Origin of the sequence: Nostoc sp. (assembly GCF_036917935.1) — a bacterium.
Lineage (GTDB): Bacteria > Cyanobacteriota > Cyanobacteriia > Cyanobacteriales > Nostocaceae > Nostoc.
On sequence record NZ_JBALEL010000060.1, the window covers coordinates 183,209 to 204,594 of the forward strand.

Sequence of the window (21,386 nt, forward strand, 5' to 3'; positions counted from 1 at the left end):
TCAATAGTTAAAAGTCAAAAGTCTACAATTTCAGCCAGCTACCTTTATAATCGACGTTTGATCTCTACGCAACGACCAGCCATGTTCGGTGTGGGCAAAGGGTAAGGCAAGTTCTGCGATATGATGCTGCCCTTTGGAGTCAACTAGCCAAGGTTGATTGACTAACTCTTCTACAATTAGCCATCGGGTGTGTTTTTGTAGGTCTTTTTTGAAAAAAGACTCAAGGGCTAAAGGGCTGTCCCGATGTAAAAGGAGTGAAGGCTTATCCTCTATTTGCAGATTGAGCAGTATCGGCCAGCTATACTCAGCAGCTAATTGCTGCCATCTGGCAAAGCGCTCTGTTCCAATCAATTTGGCAAGTTCTGCTAATACTTGCCCACTCAAAACTGTCCGCCGAGGACGGACGATCGCTTCTTTTGGCAGCTGAACACGAGGAGTGAAACGAGGTGCAGTCAGTTCAATCTGCATCGGCATTGTGAGAGCGCGAAAGACCGCCATCGGGTTATCTTGAAAGGTAGTCCAAAGTAACTGCTCAGAGATGGGGTCACGGGTATTAACCGCAGCCAAGGAAAACCAAAATACTGCAACAGGGTTGGGCGAAGCCGATCGCAGTTTTAAAAAAGGCAATTGTGTTTTTGGATCTAAAAAAATTTCTGCATCGGCTAGAGATGGAGTATTTTGACTCGCCCCCCACAACTCAATGGGAAGAAGGTTGAAATGGGGACGAGCCAGTACATTTGGATTTGACTCAAAGGGACTTTTTAGTTCTGCAATTTGAATTTGATGTTGGCTTGCCAAACAGTCAAGCTTTTCTTGAAACCAAGAATGCAATAAATTATTCTCATTCAGTAAGTCTTTAAACCGAGCAAAGATTCGCACCGGATCATCACTAATCCCGTGAACTACCAGTTGGAAAGACTCAAATAGACCCGTGAACAAACAACCGAAAGGAGCTTTAGACAGAGGCGACTTTGGCGAATTGCTGCTGGTTTCGAGAACGACTACTTCTGTATTTTGCGATAGCGATCGCTCCCACGCGTCCAACCGGGTGACAACTTCAGGATGGCTATGAGCTGTTCTCATTTCAGAACCCAAGGTGGATTTGAGATCCCCAAGTGCAACACCCTCGGCAAATTCCTGTTTCAGCCGCTCACGAAATGCCATCCGCATTGCCGAGGCTGGACTTGCACCTTCAATCCAGCAACGCTCATAGTCTGCGAGTGTTTGAAGTAATATGTTTTGCTGCACCTCATCGATGGCAATCCGAAACGGTAGTCCCAAATCGCAGTGCAACACTGGCTTGGTTAGCTGGGCGAGCGAAACATCAAGGGCTTGAGTGAGTTCTTGAATACAAGTCTTTGCTTGTTGTAAATAATCCGCAAGTGTATCCAGAGACATGAAATCAAGCTTTGCCGCGAGAGTATCGCAAAGGCAATGCAGTTCTTGGATAGTGCTATTCCAGAGACACCGATCTGGCTCAATTAGTTTGTCTGCTGCAATTGCTAATGCTTCCCAAGGATTTTCAAAGCGATCGGGCAGATCGAGTCCGCCTAAAAGCACATCCCCATCAATGAAAAGATGCAGAATATCTTCTAGTTCTGCTGCATGGTTCCAGCGAGGTAAGGCTGCCACTGTTTTAGCTAATTCATCTAATGTCCCCAGATCGAATTTGGCCAGTTCCTCTAAGAGGATATCCACAATTTCCTGAAACTCGATTTCACGCTGCTCGACTAACCCCTCTGGAGTGCGACCCCAAAAGCGCCAAGAACCATCTGCTTGTCGTCTCAAGGTTGGATTCAATCGCCAAGTTGCACCTTGACGATAAATTGAACGTTGAGCTAGCGATCGCAATATCGTTTGAAAAGGACGGAGGTCAGGTGTAAATGAATACTTAGCTGCAACCGACTCCTGCCGCACCGTCTTGGCAAACTCGACTAAACTCACACCAGCCCATAAGCCGTATGGTGTTGTCCGTCCCACAGCCCGCGCTAGATAACGATACAGTGCCGTCTCCAGATGCCGAATTTTTTTAGTCCGTTTTCCCTGTCTTTGTGGCAGCCCACGCTGTATTTCCGTGACGAGTGACGGATTAGACAACAGCAACGCTTTCATAAACCATGAATCTGCTGCGGTCATCTGCCAAAGGCGATCGCGCTCGTCTTCATACACCTGCTGATAGGCTGTTGTATATTCCTTCCAGGTGCGATCGTCATTTGTCCGGCTTGCTGCTAACGCTAGGCTTGCAAGTTCCTGATTTCCAAAACTCTGAATATTCTCGATTGGCCAAGCAGCAGCCCGCAAAATACCAACAGGGGCAAGCTCAAATTGTTTTCTGGGATGATTCATCAGTCGTTTATATCCCCTTGTGGGCGGGCATATCTAGCTGTAGCCACGCGGCGATGATTGGTGAGCAGTGGATCGATTACTCTAGTGTAATGTTGCTCCAGCTTCAGTACTGCGGTGAAATCTCGCATCACAGCTGAGTATCCCTCAATACTCAAGCCTGCTTCCTTTAACCATTGCTCTGTATCTTGGCTATCGAGTAAATCAAATTGCTCTCGAAAGGAGTCAGACATTGTTTGAATTTCAATATCAGAAATCTTCAGTCCCAAGCGTTCTGCTTCTTGAACTGCCAAATAAGCCAGTAGAACTTTTTTGTTCATCACTTTTTCGTTCTCCCCTAAACGGGTGAGAATCTGAATATCATTGGTACTTTTTGGTGACTCTGGTGCTTTCTCAGACTGGGCATCAGCCAATTCCGGCTGAACGAGAGAAGTTTCGCCAGCTCCAAAATGACGGAGATAGTAAGTGAGGGGATCTGAGGGGAAATCTTCGGCTGTCTTTGGCCACTTTGGACACTCGAAACGACCATTGCGTACACAAATAACCTTTTCATAACTACGAGCCTCACCCGCCAGCCAAAAAATTAACCCCGGCATTTTGCCCATCATTACATCGTCAAGAGCTTGTCCGGCCATGTGGGTAAAGAAGTTTGCTTCTGGATGCTCACCTGGTAAGACGGAAAAATCCTGTGAACGAAAATCAATGGTATAGTTTAGCCGTTCTCCATCTCCGGCATGAACCACCAACTGCCAAACAACCTGCTCGGCAGGGAAACTAGTCCAACTGCTGTGAGTCTGTTTGAACTGATGTTTGAGCCACGAAACCAAAGGCCCGGCCAAGAATACATCTAGCTTTTGTTGCAAGGTACGCCGTTCTTCAGGTGTAGACAATCCTGTGAGGGTGCTGATATCGATTGGTTCCCAGCGCAACCCAAGAGATGGCTTTTCTCTAACGAAATCAGCTGACTGTTCATGTCGTTGCGGAGGTTGCCCAGCTTGAAGCTCAATCACATCACCAGGACGCACCGTTATCGCTCGCTCTAGGGAACCAAGCCGACGTTGCAACAAGCGAACTGTTTCTGCTGAACTTAACGGAAACGCATAGCGGTTAAACCAGGCGTGCCGACCACTAAAGCACAGACCTGAGGCGTAAGGGAACACCAAAGCAGGGTTGCAGGCACATGCCGCTTCCAGCCAACTGACTACCCCTTGCCGATCAAATGTTGCTCCCATACCGTGCAAATAGCCCATACTGGCACGTACTACTGGCTGATACTTGGTTGAAATCAAATCAATGGCACCGTATTCTTGCGTGATTCGTTCTCCAATTTCCGCCGTTACTTCTGCATCTGCCATGTGCCAGAATGCGCCAGTTGAATCTCGAACTAACAGCCCAAACTCTGGTTCTTCATGGTCTGAAGGAGTGGGGAGCAGGTAAGTTTGTCCAAGGGCGATCGCCTGCCAAGGCTGACAGATGATTATTTTTGAGAATCCGATCTTTTGCAGCTGTTCGACCAGTGCCGGTTCATCCGCAGTGATCACAGGCAGTTCACGCTTAAGCTTCTGGAGGGTTTCTAAATGAAAGTGATCGAAATGTCCATGAGTCACCACCAAAGCTGTTAGGTTTGGTAGTTTGTCTAACTCAAATACACGACCAGGATAATAAGTAAGCGTGCCCTCGACAAGTGTATCCGAGAAGCATGGATCGAGGAGGATGCGTTGATCGGTAGTTTCAATGTATAAAGCGGCATGACCACAAATTGTGACACGCATGAGAATTGTTTCCGTTGTTGGTACTGTCAGAAAATAGTAGCCGACTTTACAGTAAAAGGGAAAAATCTTTAAGGAATTTAAGAAGCAAAATATCAATTGCTAAGATTGGTAGCAAATAATTCCTAAATGCCATGAAGCTTGCATACTGGAATACAGAGGAGTACTGAGTCATACGTGTGGAAAAGACAATACACAATGTCGTAGTTTTTGGCGGAGGTAGTGCTGGATTTCTCTCTGCCTTGGCTTTGAAGGTGAAGATGCCCTGGTTGAACGTGGTTGTAGTCCATTCCAAAACCGTTCCAATTATTGGAGTGGGTGAAGCGACTACCGCCTGGATACCTTGGTTTCTACATAAGTACCTAGAATTAAACCGAGAGCAATTTTATGAAGAAACACAACCTATCTGGAAATTGGGAATTAAGTTTATTTGGGGGGATTCTACTCAGTCCCACTTCAACTATCCTTTCGTGACTCATCTGGCAGATAAACTCAGTGTTTTAAGTAAAAGTACCGCTTATTATTGTCTGGATTCAACTACAGAATCCAGTATTTATTCACTGTTGATGGAGCAGAATAAATCGCCTTGCTTCCGTAAAGAAAATGGCGATTTTGTTGTTGATGAACGCTTTGGATACCATATTGAAAATACCAGTTTCGTTTCTTACTTAGAAAGAAGAGCGGCTGAACTTAACATAAAAATTATTGATAAACCTGTTAAAAATACTGAGGTTGCAGAGAATGGCTACATTCGCCAGCTGAAATTTTCTGATGGCACAATATTGGCTGGCGATCTATTTGTTGATTGTTCTGGTTTTCGCTCGACGTTGCTAGGAGAGACTCTGCAAGAACCCTTTTGCAGTTTTTCTAACAGCTTATTTTGTGATTCTGCTGTCACGGGCACATGGATGCGAGATGATGCGATCTACCCCTTTACAACCGCCCAAACTATGCAGAGTGGGTGGTGTTGGCAAATTGATTTGCAGGATAAAGTTAACCGTGGCTATGTATATTCATCTGCTTTTATCAGTGATGATCATGCTCTGCAAGAAATGAAACGTCAGAATCCCTTAATGAGCGATGAGCATAATCTTATTAGGTTCAAGTCAGGGCGACATCAACGATTTTGGGTAAATAATGTCGTCGCCGTTGGCAACGCATCAGGTTTTGTAGAACCCCTAGAATCAACAGGATTACACATGATTGGCGAAACCATTAAATATGTGTGTGATGTATTGATTGATTCCGATCAGCAGCCAACCGCAGGATTAATTAATCTAGCGAATCGAGCGATCGCCGAAAAGTGGGATGATATTCGTGATTTTTTATCGATTCACTTTAAGTTCAATCGTCGAGTAGAATCAGAATTCTGGCGACACTGCTGGCAGCAAACTGATATTGGTGATGCCGAAACAGTAGTAGACTTTTTTCAAAACAATGGCCCATCACCAATTGGTCAACTCCTGCTGCGTAAAAATAGTGTTTTTGGATATAACGGCTATCTGAATCTGCTTATGGGTCAACAGGTTGCCACAAAGTATCAAAGCAACAATGATACCTTGGATTTAGATAATTGGCGACAAGTCAAAAACTATTTCATCAAGAATTGTGCTAACGCCTTACCAATCCAGGAGGCGATTCAGGTTGTTAAACAAAAAAAATGTCAATGGCTGACTTCATAGATAACATTCCCCAGGTGCCTCGGATTAATCCCAATGCCCATTTAATTCTCAGTGAAACGGGTGAGGTTTGTAGCTGGGTGGGCAGCGAAGTGTTTGTTCTCGAAGGCATTCAGCCCAGCATTATCCGCGAACTGTTGGTGCTGATTGATGGAGTTCGTCCGCTTGAGGCAATTTATGCTGAACTTGCAGACTCTAGCGATCGCAACTACTTAAACGAGATCATCTTGGCTTTAAGTAAGCTGGATATTATTGAAGAGGTAGTAACTGAAACCCCACCCCAAAATCATCGCTGGGATTTGCCCATAGTCTCTAAGCAGTTAGGTCAAAAGGCGATCGCTTTACTAGGCAATCACCAATTACTTGATCTTCTCGATCAAACATTTGCTGCCGCAGGTTTTCATAATCGTCGCGCTTTTTATCTGAAGAATTTTGAATCCTGTCAAACGTCTAAGTTTCGCGCCCTTCAGCAAGAACGGATACTCGTCAACGGCACTTTAGCATATCTATCCTCGCTAGCCCCGACAGCATACCAAGATAGTCTAGACTCTGTTAGTATTTCTGGGTTATGCCAACTCTTTAAAGAATTCGACTTTGTTATTTGTGCTTTGGAAGGTGTACCATTTCAGGCACTGTTGGATGTCAACAAGTCGGCGCTAGCCAGTGGCACTCCATGTTTATTTGTCACCGCTTCTCAGGAAACAGCACTTATCGGCCCAACGGTTATCCGAGGTGCAACCGCTTGTTTTGGCTGTCGAGTCATCACCCTGGAAGGGTTGCCATCGGTATTTCAAGATATTTGGCCGCAACTTTCAACCCCAATCGTTGCCAAAGCGGATAGCCGACTCTTATCCTCTGTAGCGCAGACTTGTCTTGAAGAAGCCATTTCGCTTCTAGGCCCGACCTTAACACCAACTCGTGCAACCAACGTTTTGAAAATTACAGGACAGGGCGATGCCTACGGCGGGCTATGCCTACGCACCGTTAAACGGCTTCTCCCTAGCAGTGAGTGTCACGAGTGTGCCCCGCGACTAGATGAACCGTTGGGAGTTATCGAACGAAGCGCGATCGCTGCTGCTGCTGAAGAAATTGGGCGGATCTGGCCGAACTCACCCAAGGCAGCAATCCGCCCAGCAGCCGATGCTTACCAAACTGTGGGCATTTTGGGGGGCGGCACAGCCGGTTATCTCACGGCTTTAGCCTTTCGCGCTTTCAGACCAGACATTAAGGTGACTTTGCTGGAATCGAGTGCCATCCCGGTGATTGGTGTGGGCGAGGCAACTACTCCAGAACTGGTTAAGTTTCTCCATAGTCCCCGCTTTTTAGGGCTAGACATCGTTGATTTTTATCAGCGGGTTCGTCCTACCTGGAAGTTGGGAATTAAGTTCCAGTGGGGACTGCCTGATGATTATGAATTTACGTTTCCGTTTCAGCGAGGACGCTTGCTAGAATCTCTCCTCTATGAGTCAACGCTGAACAATCAGTCTTTGGGGGCAATGCTGATGAGTGCCGATCGCGCTCCTATTTTTGATCGTGGCGATGGTACTCCGTTGTCCCTACTTCACCAGATTCGCTGGGCCTATCACCTCGATAATCGGCGGTTTGTTCGTTACCTCCAAGAGGAAGCGATCGCCGCCGGAATACAGCATATTGATGTGCAAATTTGTGATGCCCAGATGTCTGCCGATGGTGAAACCATTACCTATTTAATCACTGAGGATGGGCGGAAACTAACTTACGATTTATATATTGATTGTTCAGGCTTCCGTTCGTTGTTGTTAGAGGAGAAACTTGGCTCAAAATTTGTGAGTTACCAAGATACCCTCAGCACTGATCAAGCGATCGCTGCTACCGTTCCCCATAATGGTACAGTTAAACCTTACACTCTAGCCGAAACCATGAATAATGGCTGGTGTTGGAATATTCCCTTTGAGGATGCCGATCATCGGGGGTATGTGTTTTCTTCAGCATTTTGTAGTGTTGACCAAGCTCTAGAAGAAATGCGTGCCAAAAATCCGGGGATGGGCGACCCTTGGGTGGTGAAGTTTCGTTCTGGGCGGCATGAGCATTTTTGGAAAGGCAACGTTGTGGCGATCGGAAATTCCTATGCCTTTGTAGAACCACTAGAATCAACAGCGATCCACATGATCGTTCTAGAATTGGAACTCCTGCTTACCAACCTTCCAGCATCAAAACGAGATGAAGGAATCAAATCTGTACTCAACCGCAAGATGAGCGATCGTTGGGATGCCCTGCGTTGGTTTCTCGGAATTCACTACAAGTTCAATCACCGTCTATCTACTCCCTTCTGGCAAGCAGCCAATAGAGACACAGATATCTCTGGCGCAGCAGAGCGACTAGCGTTATTTAGTGAGCGGGCCCCCCTGTCTTATCGAAATTCTCTGTTTTATACACTACATCCTCCAGAGTTTTTCTCTGACGATCACTCCTATGACACACTCTTAGCTGGTCAACAGGTATCCGCCCGCTTTGTCGAACCCGTCGAAGATCCAGCCACTTGGCAACGCCAAATGGCAATTCTCAAAGGGCTGGCTAGCACCGCTATGCCCCAACATGAAGCCCTCTCCTGCTTGCGCGAGAAACGGCAAGATTTGCTTTACGACTTTGCCAAGCGCCAAGATAGTTGGTTACACACTTGGCTTCCTGCCTAATAAGCTAATCGGCATTTACAGCAATTTTCAGGTAATTGAACCACAAATGACGATTGCTATAAGTGCTGAAAAAAATCGGTTCCACAAATCCAATCTAGCGGTCGATCAGAATAATATGCTGAAGTAACAATAGATACTCGTGCTTTAATACATCTGAATGATTTTTTATGTATCATATTAAGCACACGACACATGACTTCTAACTAGTGCTTTTGAAAAATGCGATCTCAAAACCGTTACATTAAAAGGTTAGGATCGCACAAAAAAAATGATGAATTTAAAACGAACTTTTTATCAGACTGGTGTTGTTAATGCTGCTTTATCAAATCAAACGTAGGCATCTCCATTTTTTTTATGAGGAAGTGCCTTGAGATTTCGCTTTTTAGGTAGGCGTTGCATGACAATATTAATATGAATTGAAGTGAATTCTGATAGCTATCAAATTGTCGGTTAGACAGACAAGATACTGAGATAAACCGAGAACAAAAATACTCATTTGAGATATTATCTGGTTCATCTTCATCAAAAAACACTCTGCTATTCCAAAGGCAATAAATACTGAGGCATTCTCTTTGATGTTACTGCACTACCTCAAATATTATTCTGTTCTATTGTCAGCCTAAAACATATCTTTATTTAGCAACGCCTCTAGTCACGACGTTTATTCGTACTGACACTGTAAGCCTGAAATCAAGGCTACCAGCAACACATAATTGTATCTCCAACTTTGGATGAAGCCAGCCCACCAGCAACACTTTCTAACTCATTTTCTGACAATTCTCGGTTAGTCGGTCTTGCTTTAATACCGTTAACGCTATTAATAGACCGGATATTCACAGATGGAGAAGCAGTTGACAAACCTAGAACCTTTTTTTCAGCAGAAACCATCACGGCTTTTACGTCATCAGTGTTAAAATCAAAACCATTTGACTGGCCTTGTTCAACAGCGATTCTTGCAAACTCGCCTGCTTCAGTAGCATCCAAAGCCTCACGCAACTGAGAATTGCTTGGTTGCCCTAAAAAATTTTCATAGTATTCGACAAAACTTTGCTGAGACATTTTCAACTCTCCTTAAGATAAGATGCTTGGTTTTATACTTTGGGATCTCGAAGTAGGTAACTAAATCTGAAAGTCAGGTGATTAACTTCAAAAGTATTAATCCCAAACCACTAGGCAACATATCAGCTATATCACCGAGGGTTTAGTATTTTCCAATACAATAATTGCTTAAAGCATGGGCTAATGTCTAGCTAATTTTAGTAAAGATTTGTAATTAATAATACATTAGCTTTGGATTTTACAATTAAAAAATTAACATTGGAATTGACAAAATGGTGCTAGTTGAAGCTTAAAATGTTACATAGGCCACTTTATATTTCTCTTTAGTAGCTCATCACATCATGTATGCGTTGTTAATGCAATTATTTGGTGTTAAAGCAACACTCAGCATCCTGTGCTTTGGCAAGCCTTCTAGAACTGGGACTCATACCCGACAGACAAAGCCCAACTTTACCGGAATTAATGGGTCTAAAGCCCCGTCGTTCTACGACGGCTTTATATTATATTTCCAGGGCAATCCTTTGATAGTCTTATGATGGAGGTGCTATAATAAGATAAGTCAAATAACAAATATTCATGCTAGTTTTTGAGTTCAAAACCTACGGGAAAGCATTGCAGTTTCAAGCAATTGATCAAGCGATCCGAACGACTCAGTTCATTCGGAATAAAGCGATCAGATTGTGGATGGATGGGCTTGCTAAATCTTGGGTTGAACTTTCACGGCATTGTGCATTATTAGCGAAAGAGTTTCCTTGGGCATCTAAGCTAAACTCAATGGCTAGGCAAGCCGCAGCCGAACGAGCATGGGCTTCTATATCTCGATTTTATGACAACTGCAAGAAAAAGATATCGGGTAAAAAGAGCTTCCCTCAGTTTCAGAAAAACTGCCGTTCTGTTGAGTATAAATCCTCAGGCTGGAAGCTTGCCGATAATCGTAAATCCATAACTTTTACTGACAAAAATGGTATTGGTCGATTAAAGTTAAAAGGCACTCGTGACCTGCATTTTTATCAAATAAACCAGATAAAACGGGTAAGATTGGTAAAACGTGCTGACGGTGTGTATGCTCAATTCTGCATTGATGTAAACCGAAGAGAATTAATCGCTCCAACTCATCAGACAGTTGGTTTGGATGTAGGGTTAGAGAGCTTCTACACCGATTCCCTTGGGCAAAAGATTGAAAATCCTCGGTTCTATCGAACTGGGGAACAGAAAATGAAACGGTCACAAAGACTTGTTTCTCGCAAAGTTAAAGGTTCTAACAACAGACGCTTTGCACGAAAGAGATTAGGTAGAGTTCACCTCAAAATAAGTAGACAGCGTTTTGACCATGCCGTGAAATTGGCAAGGTGCGTAATCACATCAAACGATGTAGTCGTCTATGAAAACTTGAGGATTAAGAACATGGTGAAAAATCATTGTTTGGCAAAATCAATCAATGATGCTGGATGGTATCAATTTAGAGTTTGGTTAGAGTATTTTGGGAAAGTATTTAAGAGGATTACTATTGCAGTAAATCCCTCGTATACAAGTCAGGAATGCTCTAACTGTGGCGTAATTGTGAAAAAATCCTTATCTACTCGTACACACGTTTGTCAGTGTGGCTGCAAGTTAGATAGAGATCATAATGCCAGTATAAATATCCTTAACTCAGGATTGGGTACGGTAGGGCATACTGGAACCTTTGCGCTAGACGCAAGCAACGCTTGGGGAGATGAAACCTCTACTCCTTCTGGGGTAACCCTGATTGAGCAAGTTATGTCTTAGATTCAAGAATCCCCGTGCGTTCACGCCGGAGAGTGTCAATCAGCACATGGAAATTTCATCCTTTTGCTCAATAATTCGGATTATCGCTTCAATTAATTTCCCTGAACGACGCCAGTCAAACCCGTGGCGGTGAAAATTGAACATTGCTACTGCGGCAAGTATATCAGCCAGATCCTGAGTCAATTGACCAAGATGCTGAAGATTAACCAATTCCTTTGCAAGCATGTTGTTAGCTGTTGCATATTTTTGTAATACATCAGCTTCTTGTCCTGCTACGGTTCCAGACTCAGACAAAGTTTCGAGAGAAAGTAGTTCAATTGTTGGAATTGTGGCTTCAGGAGGTGTAGGAATCAAAGCCCTTAAACTGTGCCAGGCTGCCAGAATAAATACTTGATCTGACAAAGCACGGCTAAAGAGATCGTGCAGCACAGTTGGAAGAAGTAAGTCTTTGGGGATAATACTAAGGTTATGTTGATCGAGATGGTCAAGTATAAGCCATATTGAAGTGTCTGCGTCAAAGTGCTGATGAACAAACTTCATGGCTTCAAGCCCACCAAATTGATCGCTTTCTGGCTGATACTCACTAAAGAAGAATAGATTAATAAAATTCTCACCTTCAAGAGGATACATGAGGTCAGAGATTTGTGCGATCGCTTGTTGCCGATCCACTGTTGTAAAAAAGCGCACCCGCATATCTGGCGGTTTTCTCATAAAGAAGAAACAGCGTAACAAATTATTACTCCGCCAGTAAGTAAGCAACGGTTCGAGTCGGGCAAAGAGGGCACGCGCACTCGATAGTGCATTACCCTTATGCCTGACGAGTCCCACGTTAAGTTGCACCCAATTCCCGTTTTCCCAGTCCTTATTACTAGATTGTGTAGTTGAAGTTGATTCTTCGGTCATGAAATGTCTTTTAACATTGCATAAGTCCATTGCATAAGTCCTATGTTAAATCAAGAAAAGAAAGGTTGACAATAGAAGCTGGCTTAAAGCAGCATTACGGCATGTTAGCAATAAAAAAACATGGTTCTCGACAACATTGATCGTATCGAAGCACCTTCAGCAGATGTGTTTTATCAAAAGTATATTCTGCCGCAGCGCCCAGTGATTATCACTAATATGTTTGACAATTCATCACTGCGTCAGATGGATAGCTTTGAAAAGGTAAGAACAGGCTTGACTGACATCCCAGTTCAAATCTGTTCAAATTATATTGCCCATCTGCTAGATTCGACATCAGCCGATGTCCCCCGCATGATGAACTTGGGTGCATATCTTGATTTCCTGCAAGCAGAACCCACAACTCTTGATATTTGTGTTGAGTATCCTACACCCCAAAAGCTGCTTGAGTTATTGCCCTTGAATTTATACCAAAATTTAAGTCATGAGAGCGATTTATACTCGAACATGTTTATCGCTGCTAGCAATAACTATGCTCATTTGCACTATGATGCTGATCAACGTAATGTCTTATTGTTTCAAATTTTTGGCACAAAACGATTTGTATTGATTCATCCGCATCAAACTCAAAAGTTAGATGCCATTGATCAGGCTAATCTATGTCGTACAAGTGGCATCTTCCTGGAAAATATGTCAGAAGCTGAGAAAACAGATTTTCTCCGATATACCAACGCATTTGATGCGGTACTTTACCCTGGCGAAACTATTTTTATGCCGATGATGATCTGGCATTATATTGAGTATTTGGAACCAGCCATGTCAATTGCTTATCGTTTAGGACGCAACTCTTATAATCGTCGATTGGCTAATCTGTTTCCAGCCCCCTCAGTTGATGTTCAGTTCTTGTCGCTGTTGCTGCAAGATGAGACAAAAGCACAATCACATCATCTGGAATGGTTGGAAAAACTAGAGGCTGCAAGCCATTCATTGTCGGGGAGTGAAAGCGATCGCAGGGACACTTTGAACTACCTATCTTTAAGGATTCGGGGGCAATATCTTGGCCTTGAACCTATCAAGAATATTCGGGAGTTGAGAAGACGTGAAGTGATGCTTAACAAATCTTTGATAGGAAAAGTATAACTTAATTGATCATATTAAGAAGTTATGTTAAGGCAATACGCTTGGGTTAGCGCCAAAACCTTAAACTGCGTAGGTTGGGTTAAGGAACGAAACCCAACATTTCCAAGGCTTTGTTGGGTTGCGCTTTGCTTAACCCAACCTACAATTTTTCACAAAGCCAAGCGTATTGTATGTTAAGGGACTGCGATCGCAAATATCATTGCTAAACACTTGCTTGCTCTGACCGAATTAACCGTGCATAGGAACCATCAAGCTGGGACATTTCTTTGTGGTTGCCTCGTTGCACAACTTTACCCTTTTCTAAAACAATGATTTCATCACAGTCGCGGATGGTACTGAGGCGGTGAGCCACAATAATACAAGAGCAGCCTCGATAACGCAGATTTCGGTCAATAATTTTTTCCGTCTCTGTATCTAGGGCACTGGTTGCTTCATCCATGATCAGAATTGTCGGATCGTTGACTAATGCACGAGCAATTTCTAAACGCTGGCGCTGTCCTCCACTGAAATTAGCAGCACCCTCAAGTAAGTTGCCTTCATACCCCCCAGGTAAAGCCAAAATGACTTCATGAATGGCAGCATCTTTGCAAGCTCGCACTAATTGAGAATTTGACACTGTATCATCCCACAAAGTCAAGTTATCTCGAACTGTGCCGGCGTATAGAAAAATTTCCTGTTCTACCATTGCCAGAGAATTAGAAAGTATCGCTCTTGGAATTTGCTCTCTGGGGATACCATCAAAGAGAATTTCTCCCGACCAAGATTGATAAAGTCCCGCGACTAATTTGGCAACTGTTGATTTCCCAGAACCACTACTACCAACTAAGGCTACTCGCTGTCCTGGTTTTAGTTGAAAACTCAGGTCTTGAATTAGAGGCCCATCTGTTCGTGAGTAGCCAAATGTAACATTTTTTAATTCTATATATCCCTTAAGTTCGCAGGATGAAATATCTTGTAAGGGTTTGGCTGTAGAAGTATGTAAATTATGACTGTCCAATTCTGGATCGATTGCGTTTTGCAACACATCATCCAGCCGATTTAAGTCTCCTTCTAGTTCCTGTAAGGTACTGCCGAAATTAACCAGAGAGTTGACTGGAGTCAAAAAGCTAGTCATTAAACTTTGGAAAGCAATCAACATCCCAATGCTAAGATGCCCATCCATGACTCGTAGACCCCCAATAACTAAAACTGATAGGGAACTTAAACTAGTTAAGAAAACAGGTAAAATACCTAGTACTTGATTGGTAACGCCTAATTCCTGCTGACCGTTGATAAATTTTGTGTAGTACCCCGACCAACGGGAAAAGAAATCAGATTCCAACGCTGATGCTTTGAGAGTTTCCATACTTTGAAGAGCAGCAATTTCTGTACCTGCAACTTTGCCCCGATCTTGAATAATTCGCATATAAATATCTGTGCGCTGCCGCGAAATCCACTGCAATGTCAAAATATTAATCGCAGCAAAACAGATACCGATTGCAGTTAGCACGCCATCATAAGCAAACATAACTATGGCGTAAAATACTACCATCATGGTATCAATCACAGTCCTGGCCAACTGCCCCGATAACACTTCTGCAACTTTAGTATTGATATTGATTCGACTGCTAATTTCTCCGGCAAATCTTTGGGAATAAAATGATACTGGCAAGCGAAGAATATGCTGGATGAATTGCCCGGACATCTCCACCGATAACTTAATATTTAGCTTTCTCAGAAACCGTCTTTGTAGTAATGTCAGCAACACCTGGATAATCACAGTAATTGACATTCCCAAAATCAATGGGCGCAACCACTCTGTACGATTTTCTACCAGAATATTATCGACAAAAATCTGATTAAAAACCGGTAAAACTAATCCTGGAATGACTAAAAAAAATCCTGCCAGAAAACAATAGAGAATAGCTCCCCAAGAACCCTGCAAACGGTCAATGAGTGCGCCTATTAAGCTAGGTTTGCGACCTCCACGTTGAAATTCTGTCCCTGGTTCCATCACCAGGACAACCCCTGTATAGGCTTCATCAAATTCTTTGAAGGAGACTCGCCTCGGCCCCGTAGCTGGGTCGTTGAGATAAACCCAATCTTTTTTAAATCCTTCTACTACTAAGAAATGATTAAAATTCCAGAAAACAATGTATGGCGGACGAAGTTCTTGTAATTGTGCTAGCTGCTTTTTAAAACCTTTAGCTTGCATTCCGTAATTTCTGGCAGCTTTGATCATATTGGAGGCTTTGCTACCATCACGAGAAACCCCACAATTTTGCCGCAGTTCTGCTAAAGGCACAATTTTGCGATGGTAGGCCAAAATAATCCCGAAAGCTGCTGCTCCACACTCTACTGCTTCCATTTGCAATAGGGTAGGAGTTTTGACGCGGTAATCTATCTTACTTTGTGCTGTTTCTCGGTCTGATGACGGAGCTTTTTTACGTAAGGGATTGAGGTTTTGAATTGAGGAAATTAATTGCTGAATCAATTGCACAAGATCATTTTTAAAACTTTAGTTAATGCCAGTAAATTCTCGTAGAATGGGTAAGACATAAGTAATTGGTGCCTGCTCTGCTACTTTAACCCGGACACTGGTAGTTGTCCCGGTAGAAATGTTTAATTTTGGCCCTTGGGAAGAAGACCAGCGATAACCACTAAAGGTAGATGGAGCTATTTCCATTTCTGCTCGTACTTCTATGCCTCCGCCGCCAGTTGGCAAAATATTAGTTACTAAATCAGAGTTGCCAATCACAGACTTTGCACCTTCTTTAGTCACAGGTAAGGGGGAAACGGAGGTAACTTTGCCGACAATGCCGCCAAAGCGTTCTCTTTTCACGGAGGTGGGGGTAATTTGCACGATCATTCCTGGTTGAATCTGCTTGCCATCTTGGACATTAAAGTAGGAGACGGCAATTAGTGGGGTGTTTTTGTCGCCGATGTTCAGGGTGACAAGGGGAGTTTTCGGACTAGTAACTTGTCCCAAAAAACCAGTCACTTCTAATACACAGCCATTACTAGGGCTAATAATCTGACTATTATCTAATATTTGTTTTTCCAATAGAGCGATCGCTCGATTAACTTCTTGAATTTGATTAATTTTTGTATTGATATTTTCGACATTTTCTTGCTCTATACGTTGGCTCTTAGTATCTAAATCTTTTAATTGCGCTTGCAGTTCGCTTATAGAACTCAAATTTTGTAAGTATCTCTGCTGTGCTTCTGTTTCTTGTACATCTAACTGTTTGAGCTGCGCTCTTAGATCGTATAACGTCTGCATTCCCTGTGTATATTCTTGCTGTGCTTGTAGATATATATCTTTAGAAATAGCTCCGGCATTTGCGAGTTGCTGGCGCTTCTGCAATCTATCTTTCAGTATAGGTACGATCGCTATAGCATCATTGAGCCGTTGCTGCAAACTAATGCGCTGTTCGCGGATGGCATTTAAGCCTTTTTCATAAAACGCAGGCGTGAGAGTCTGAGTATCCCGCAAACGTTGAAGATAACTAACTCTAGAAGACGCGATCGCTTCTTTTTCCTTAGTGGTACGTTGTCGCTGAAGCAATGATGAGTTTTGTTCTTGTGTTTGTAATTGTCCTAGTTTTGAGCGTTGCAGTTGCAATTGCTGCTTCAGCTCCGTCGGATCAATCGTCGCCATAACATATCCTTGATCTATACATTGTCCTATTTTGACATTAAGACTTTTTAACTGTCCTGAAATTGGCGACTCAAAAGTTACAACTTGATTAGGTTGAATCAGTATTCCCTTTCCTGTTACTGTCATCGGAATATGTCCAAAAATACTCCAAATTAACCCCAGTAACATAAAACTACCCAGCGTCACCAAAGGTAGCCAATCTAAAGGGTTGACTACCTGCATTAACTGATCCAATCTTTCTGGAGAGGATAAACGATCCAGTGATTCCTTACGAAATATACTATCTTGATTTTCAGCCATTTGCGTGAGAGAGATTGGGGACATGGGGACAGGGAAAATTCTTTGCGTCATCGCGTCTACCCCTCTTTGCGTCTTTTCCTTCCCCTATTTCAAGATTGCCTATTTAGACGTTTAATCATCCAGTCAAATCTAGCACCTGCAAGTGCAGTATTGTCTAATGTATCTAAGTTGAGTTCATCTTCAACTTCAATATCTTCTGCTAAGAGTTGGTCTAATTGGTAAACTAATTTCCCAAATCCACGACGGAAAAGGCGATCGCGAATCCGATCTACTAAAACTACAGCGATCGCTCTGTAAAAACGTGCTGTAAATCCTCTATCTTGCTTTAATTTTTCAGCTAGTTTCTGTTGTGGTAGAGCTAGTAATATAGAAGATTCTGCTGCCTTGACTGTGGCAGAGGCAGTTGTTGCTTCTACAAAAGACATTTCCCCTAAAATTTCGCCTTTGACTGATTGAGCAATTTCTCTTTCGTCAAGTTTATTGTGTGGGGTGGTAACAAAAATTCCTAACTTGCCATCTAACAATATATATAATGCGTCAACAGGTTTTCCTTCTTCAATTAGCACCTTACCTGAATTGACTTTAGTTCTTACTCCTTGGCTAATCATCCAATCAATATCGCTATCATTCAAAATAGCAAATACAAACAAAACTTTTCGCATTGGTTCTCCTGGAACTACTTTGTTCTTAGTCAGGAAATCAGTAAGCCTCCGCAATTGCTGTGACAGTAAAACAGCCATTATTTGATAAAAAAGTGCCGCAAATTCTGTATCTTGCTCCAGTCTTTTGAGTAATAATTGTTTTGGCAGTGCTAATATCTGTGAAAATTCCAGAGCTATAAAAGTAGTAGATGGAGGACGATTATCTATCAAAGATAAAGTTTCTACAATTTCCCCTGGTGATACACGATCAATTTCTTGTGTGTCTTTTACATTGCCTGTGGGAGAAACACAAATACTTAATCCTCCCTCTAGCAAAATTTCTACTGTATCAATAACTTCTTTCCCTTCATGAATGATAACTTCATTAATACGATGCTCTCTACATCTGCCTACACTGAGCATCCAATCAATATCACTTTCCCTGAAAGCAGCAAAATTAGGAGTATTAACCAGGATTTGTCTAAGCATAAGATTTAAACTTGATTATGAGTAGAATGAAATCATTTGTTGCAGCAAAATACAGCTTTTTGTTAGTTTTATTGAAGTTTTCAACCTAGTTGTCTGACAGAAGTAGTATAAATTCAGTAAAAACAAGGTTTTTCAGAAAAGGGGTCGAGTTGCATGAGAAGCCAAAGTTACCAGACAACTATAGCAATCGCTCTATTCACTGTCATTAAAGCTACTTACGCTTTTTTACGTATTTGCTCACAAACGATTCCAAGCTATACTCTTATTTATACAAAGTTCTAATATCGATTATCTGTGAGCTTACATAGAACCAGTTGCTCAAGCCCCTTATTTATCAAAGTTTATTTTGTGCAGCTTCACATAGAATTAGTATAAGTACTTAATTATCTTTGTAAAATCTTTAACAAAAATTTTTAAACAAAAGTTAATATAGGTTTTATCATTGGTAGTTAATTTAACTCAATATCACCTTTTCGTGTTATCACAAATATTTGTCTTTGTGAGATGGTTGAAAATTAATAGAACTTAATGTCATAAACCCCATGCCTAAAGGCAGGGGCTTAAGAAAGCCCTAATCTGACCAGCCTAAGTTTTAATTGACTACGTTATCGGTAAGAGTTAAAGACTTACCAGGGAATGCGAAGCTAGTTCCCTGCTCTAAAACCAAATTGTTAAACATCTGTAACAGGGTTAAGGAAGTGCAATTTGGATAGTACCGACCGATAACTTTGGCGTTCGCGCAGCGTCTCCCCTTGGGAGAAGCTAACTTTACCCGAAAGGAGGGACTTGTGTCCAAAGTATTCTTAATTGATTCTGAAAAAAGACCATTAGATCCAATTCACTCGGCACAAGCGAGGCAATTACTACGAAACAAAAAAGCAGCAATTTTTAGACAGTTTCCGTTCACTTTGATTCTTAAAGAATCACGTCCAGATTCACGGATCTTCCTTCTCCTATCGGAGACGCTGCGCGAACAATTCGGCGTAGGGCAAGGCCGGAGTGCCTCTCCTGTATCGCCACTCAGATTAAAGCTAGACCCTGGTGCAAAAACAACAGGAATAGCATTAGTCAACGATACTACTGGAGAGGTTGTATTTGCGGCTGAATTAAAGCATAGAGGCTTCGTAATTCGAGATGCTTTAACATCCAGACGACAGCTAAGACGCGCTAGAAGAAATCGCAAAACTAGATATCGTCAACCCAGATTCAATAATAGAACTCGTCCTGATGGTTGGTTAGCACCAAGCTTACAAAGTCGAATCGAGAACATCAAAACGCTCGTTGAGAAGTTGCGCCGATTTGCACCAATTCAAGCAATTAGTCAAGAGCTAGTACGCTTTGATATGCAATTGATGCGTAACCCAGATATAGAAGGTAAAGAGTACCAACAAGGTACTTTGGCTGGTTACGAAACGAGGGAATACCTACTTGAAAAATGGGGTAGACAATGCGCTTACTGTGGAATTAAAGACGTTCCACTTCAAATAGAACATATTCGCCCACGGGCTAGAGGAGGTTCTAATTCGATTACAAATCTGACATTGAGTTGTGAGAAATGTAATCTCAAAAAAGGAACAAAAGACATTAAAGATTTTCTCAAAAAAGATTCATCTAGATTGGAGAAAATCTTGAAGCAAGCTAAAAAACCTTTGGTGGATGCAGCCGCAGTCAATATAACTAGATTCGCATTGCTGGAAGTCTTAAAATCTTCTGGATTAACAGTAGAGAAAGGTTCGGGCGGTCTAACAAAGTTTAATCGCAGTCAGCAGAATTTAGAAAAAACTCATTGGTTAGATGCTGCATGTGTTGGTAAGTCAACGCCAATCTTAAACATCAGAGGCGTTAAACCTTTGCTAATTACAGCTAATGGTCACGGCTCCAGACAATCATGCCGTACAGACAAGTTTGGATTCCCATCTCGCAATGTACCCAGATTGAAATTTTTTAAAGGTTTTCAGACTGGGGATATTGTAAAAGCTGTTGTCACTAGTGGTAAGAAAATTGGTGAATACGTTGGTCGCATTGCAGTCAGAACTACGGGTAGTTTCAATATTTCAACAGCAAAAGGGTTAGTTCAAGGAATAAGTTACAAATTGTGTAAAGCTATTCATAAAAAGGATGGTTACTCGTATGGATATTAACGTCACAGCGATTAAAATCGCCTGCCCCTTACCCCCATACATGAATGCAGGGGTTTCCACGGGGCGAGAAATCTGATGAATTGGATACAAAAATTTGTAAATTTTTCAGCATTTCCTATATCTCTGGTATTAATAATTTCTAGTTTGCCCAGAATCGTGATAGCTGAATCACCGATTGCACTTAAATTCCAGAGATTCCAGAGTTGGCAAATTAGTCAAAAGTTTATCCCTCCAAATCGAAAAGCACCACAAACTACGGCTGGTGGAGCAAGTCGTGGTGGTTCCTGCTTTTTAGCAAGTAAAGAAACTTTAACTCCCTTAATGCCGCCAAATAAATTAGGTTTAACCTTTTCAGAACGTCCGACATTTTACTGGTTTGTACCGCAGATACAAGTACAAACTGCTCACTTTTCACTTCTAGATGGTGAGGATATAATCTACGAAACGACTTTTAAACTTCCTAAACAATCAGGAATTATTGGTTTTACTCTCCCAGCAAAAGCGCCAAGCCTCAAAGTTGGTAAACAGTATCACTGGTATATGGTGAACGCTTGCAATTCAGAGGAACTAGCAGAGGAAATCAATGTTGATGGTTGGGTAGAACGAATCCAACCCACTCCTGATTTATCGAAGCTGATAGCCAGGACAAATCCTAAGCAACTGTCCCAAGTGTATGCCACAGCTGGTATTTGGTACGAAGCAGTGGATACTTTAGTACAGCAACGTCTTGCCAATCCTAGCGATCGCACAATCATGACTAATTGGCAAGCTTTATTGGAGTCAGTGGGATTAAAAAATTTAGTTTCCAAACCTTTAGTAAATATTTGTAATGACAAAATTGAGTAA

General features: G+C 42.3%; 13 protein-coding genes and 1 pseudogene. 7 read left to right on the forward strand and 7 right to left on the reverse strand.

The genetic code is table 11. From position 1 onward, the window contains the following. Positions 1-30: 30 nt before the first annotated feature. Both V7K62_RS25970 and V7K62_RS25975 read right to left on the reverse strand, forming a co-directional pair. A complete protein-coding gene (locus V7K62_RS25970; RefSeq protein ID WP_334869188.1) occupies positions 31-2,346 on the reverse strand; it encodes a lantibiotic dehydratase in 2,316 nt (771 codons plus the stop codon). After that, entirely contained in the window at positions 2,346-4,115 is a 1,770-nt protein-coding gene (locus tag V7K62_RS25975; protein WP_334869190.1) for an MBL fold metallo-hydrolase, read from the reverse strand. Before V7K62_RS25975 ends, V7K62_RS25970 begins: the two co-directional genes overlap by 1 nt. A gap of 176 nt (positions 4,116-4,291) precedes the next feature. Between V7K62_RS25975 and V7K62_RS25980 the strand changes: the two genes are divergently transcribed. The 3 genes and pseudogenes from V7K62_RS25980 to V7K62_RS25990 form a co-directional block, all read left to right on the forward strand. Continuing rightward, on the forward strand, positions 4,292-5,794 hold the full coding sequence (locus V7K62_RS25980) for a tryptophan halogenase family protein (RefSeq protein ID WP_334869192.1): 1,503 nt from the start codon (positions 4,292-4,294) through the stop codon (positions 5,792-5,794). After that, positions 5,779-8,463, forward strand: a complete 2,685-nt coding sequence (locus V7K62_RS25985; protein WP_334869194.1) for a tryptophan 7-halogenase — start codon at positions 5,779-5,781, stop codon at positions 8,461-8,463. Before V7K62_RS25980 ends, V7K62_RS25985 begins: the two co-directional genes overlap by 16 nt. Positions 8,464-8,941: 478 nt before the next feature. Continuing rightward, a pseudogene (locus V7K62_RS25990) lies at positions 8,942-9,086 on the forward strand (IS1 family transposase); the annotation flags it as partial. 73 nt (positions 9,087-9,159) lie between these two features. On the opposite strand, the gene V7K62_RS25995 reads toward V7K62_RS25990, so the two are convergent. After that, positions 9,160-9,522, reverse strand: a complete 363-nt coding sequence (locus V7K62_RS25995) for a hypothetical protein (protein WP_334869196.1) — start codon at positions 9,520-9,522, stop codon at positions 9,160-9,162. 576 nt (positions 9,523-10,098) lie between these two features. On the opposite strand from V7K62_RS25995, the gene V7K62_RS26000 reads away from it, so the two are divergent. Then, positions 10,099-11,289 carry an RNA-guided endonuclease InsQ/TnpB family protein gene (locus V7K62_RS26000; protein ID WP_334869198.1) on the forward strand — a complete coding sequence of 397 codons (1,191 nt, stop codon included), beginning with the start codon at positions 10,099-10,101 and terminating at the stop codon, positions 11,287-11,289. Between the two features lie 39 nt (positions 11,290-11,328). On the opposite strand, the gene V7K62_RS26005 is transcribed toward V7K62_RS26000, so the two are convergent. Then, positions 11,329-12,192 carry a thiopeptide-type bacteriocin biosynthesis protein gene (locus V7K62_RS26005; protein ID WP_334869200.1) on the reverse strand — a complete coding sequence of 288 codons (864 nt, stop codon included), beginning with the start codon at positions 12,190-12,192 and terminating at the stop codon, positions 11,329-11,331. Between the two features lie 120 nt (positions 12,193-12,312). Here V7K62_RS26005 and V7K62_RS26010 point away from each other — a divergent pair, with 120 nt between their 5' ends. Further along, the gene (locus V7K62_RS26010; protein ID WP_334869202.1) at positions 12,313-13,329 is read left to right on the forward strand and encodes a cupin-like domain-containing protein; all 1,017 of its coding nucleotides are present in this window, start codon (positions 12,313-12,315) and stop codon (positions 13,327-13,329) included. 202 nt (positions 13,330-13,531) lie between these two features. On the opposite strand, the gene V7K62_RS26015 is transcribed toward V7K62_RS26010, so the two are convergent. The 3 genes from V7K62_RS26015 to V7K62_RS26025 form a co-directional block, all read right to left on the reverse strand. Continuing rightward, complete coding sequence (locus tag V7K62_RS26015) at positions 13,532-15,676, reverse strand: NHLP family bacteriocin export ABC transporter peptidase/permease/ATPase subunit (protein WP_442937339.1); 2,145 nt, start codon at positions 15,674-15,676, stop codon at positions 13,532-13,534. A 150-nt stretch (positions 15,677-15,826) separates the two neighbouring features. Further along, entirely contained in the window at positions 15,827-17,320 is a 1,494-nt protein-coding gene (locus V7K62_RS26020) for an NHLP bacteriocin system secretion protein (RefSeq protein ID WP_334869204.1), read from the reverse strand. A 38-nt stretch (positions 17,321-17,358) separates the two neighbouring features. Further along, positions 17,359-18,399: a cyclic nucleotide-binding domain-containing protein gene (locus V7K62_RS26025; protein ID WP_334869206.1), complete on the reverse strand. Its 1,041-nt coding sequence runs from the start codon at positions 18,397-18,399 to the stop codon at positions 17,359-17,361. A gap of 788 nt (positions 18,400-19,187) precedes the next feature. Between V7K62_RS26025 and iscB the strand changes: the two genes are divergently transcribed. Both iscB and V7K62_RS26035 read left to right on the forward strand, forming a co-directional pair. Then, entirely contained in the window at positions 19,188-20,540 is a 1,353-nt protein-coding gene (gene iscB, locus V7K62_RS26030; RefSeq protein WP_334869208.1) for an RNA-guided endonuclease IscB, read from the forward strand. Between the two features lie 75 nt (positions 20,541-20,615). Continuing rightward, entirely contained in the window at positions 20,616-21,386 is a 771-nt protein-coding gene (locus V7K62_RS26035) for a DUF928 domain-containing protein (protein ID WP_334869210.1), read from the forward strand.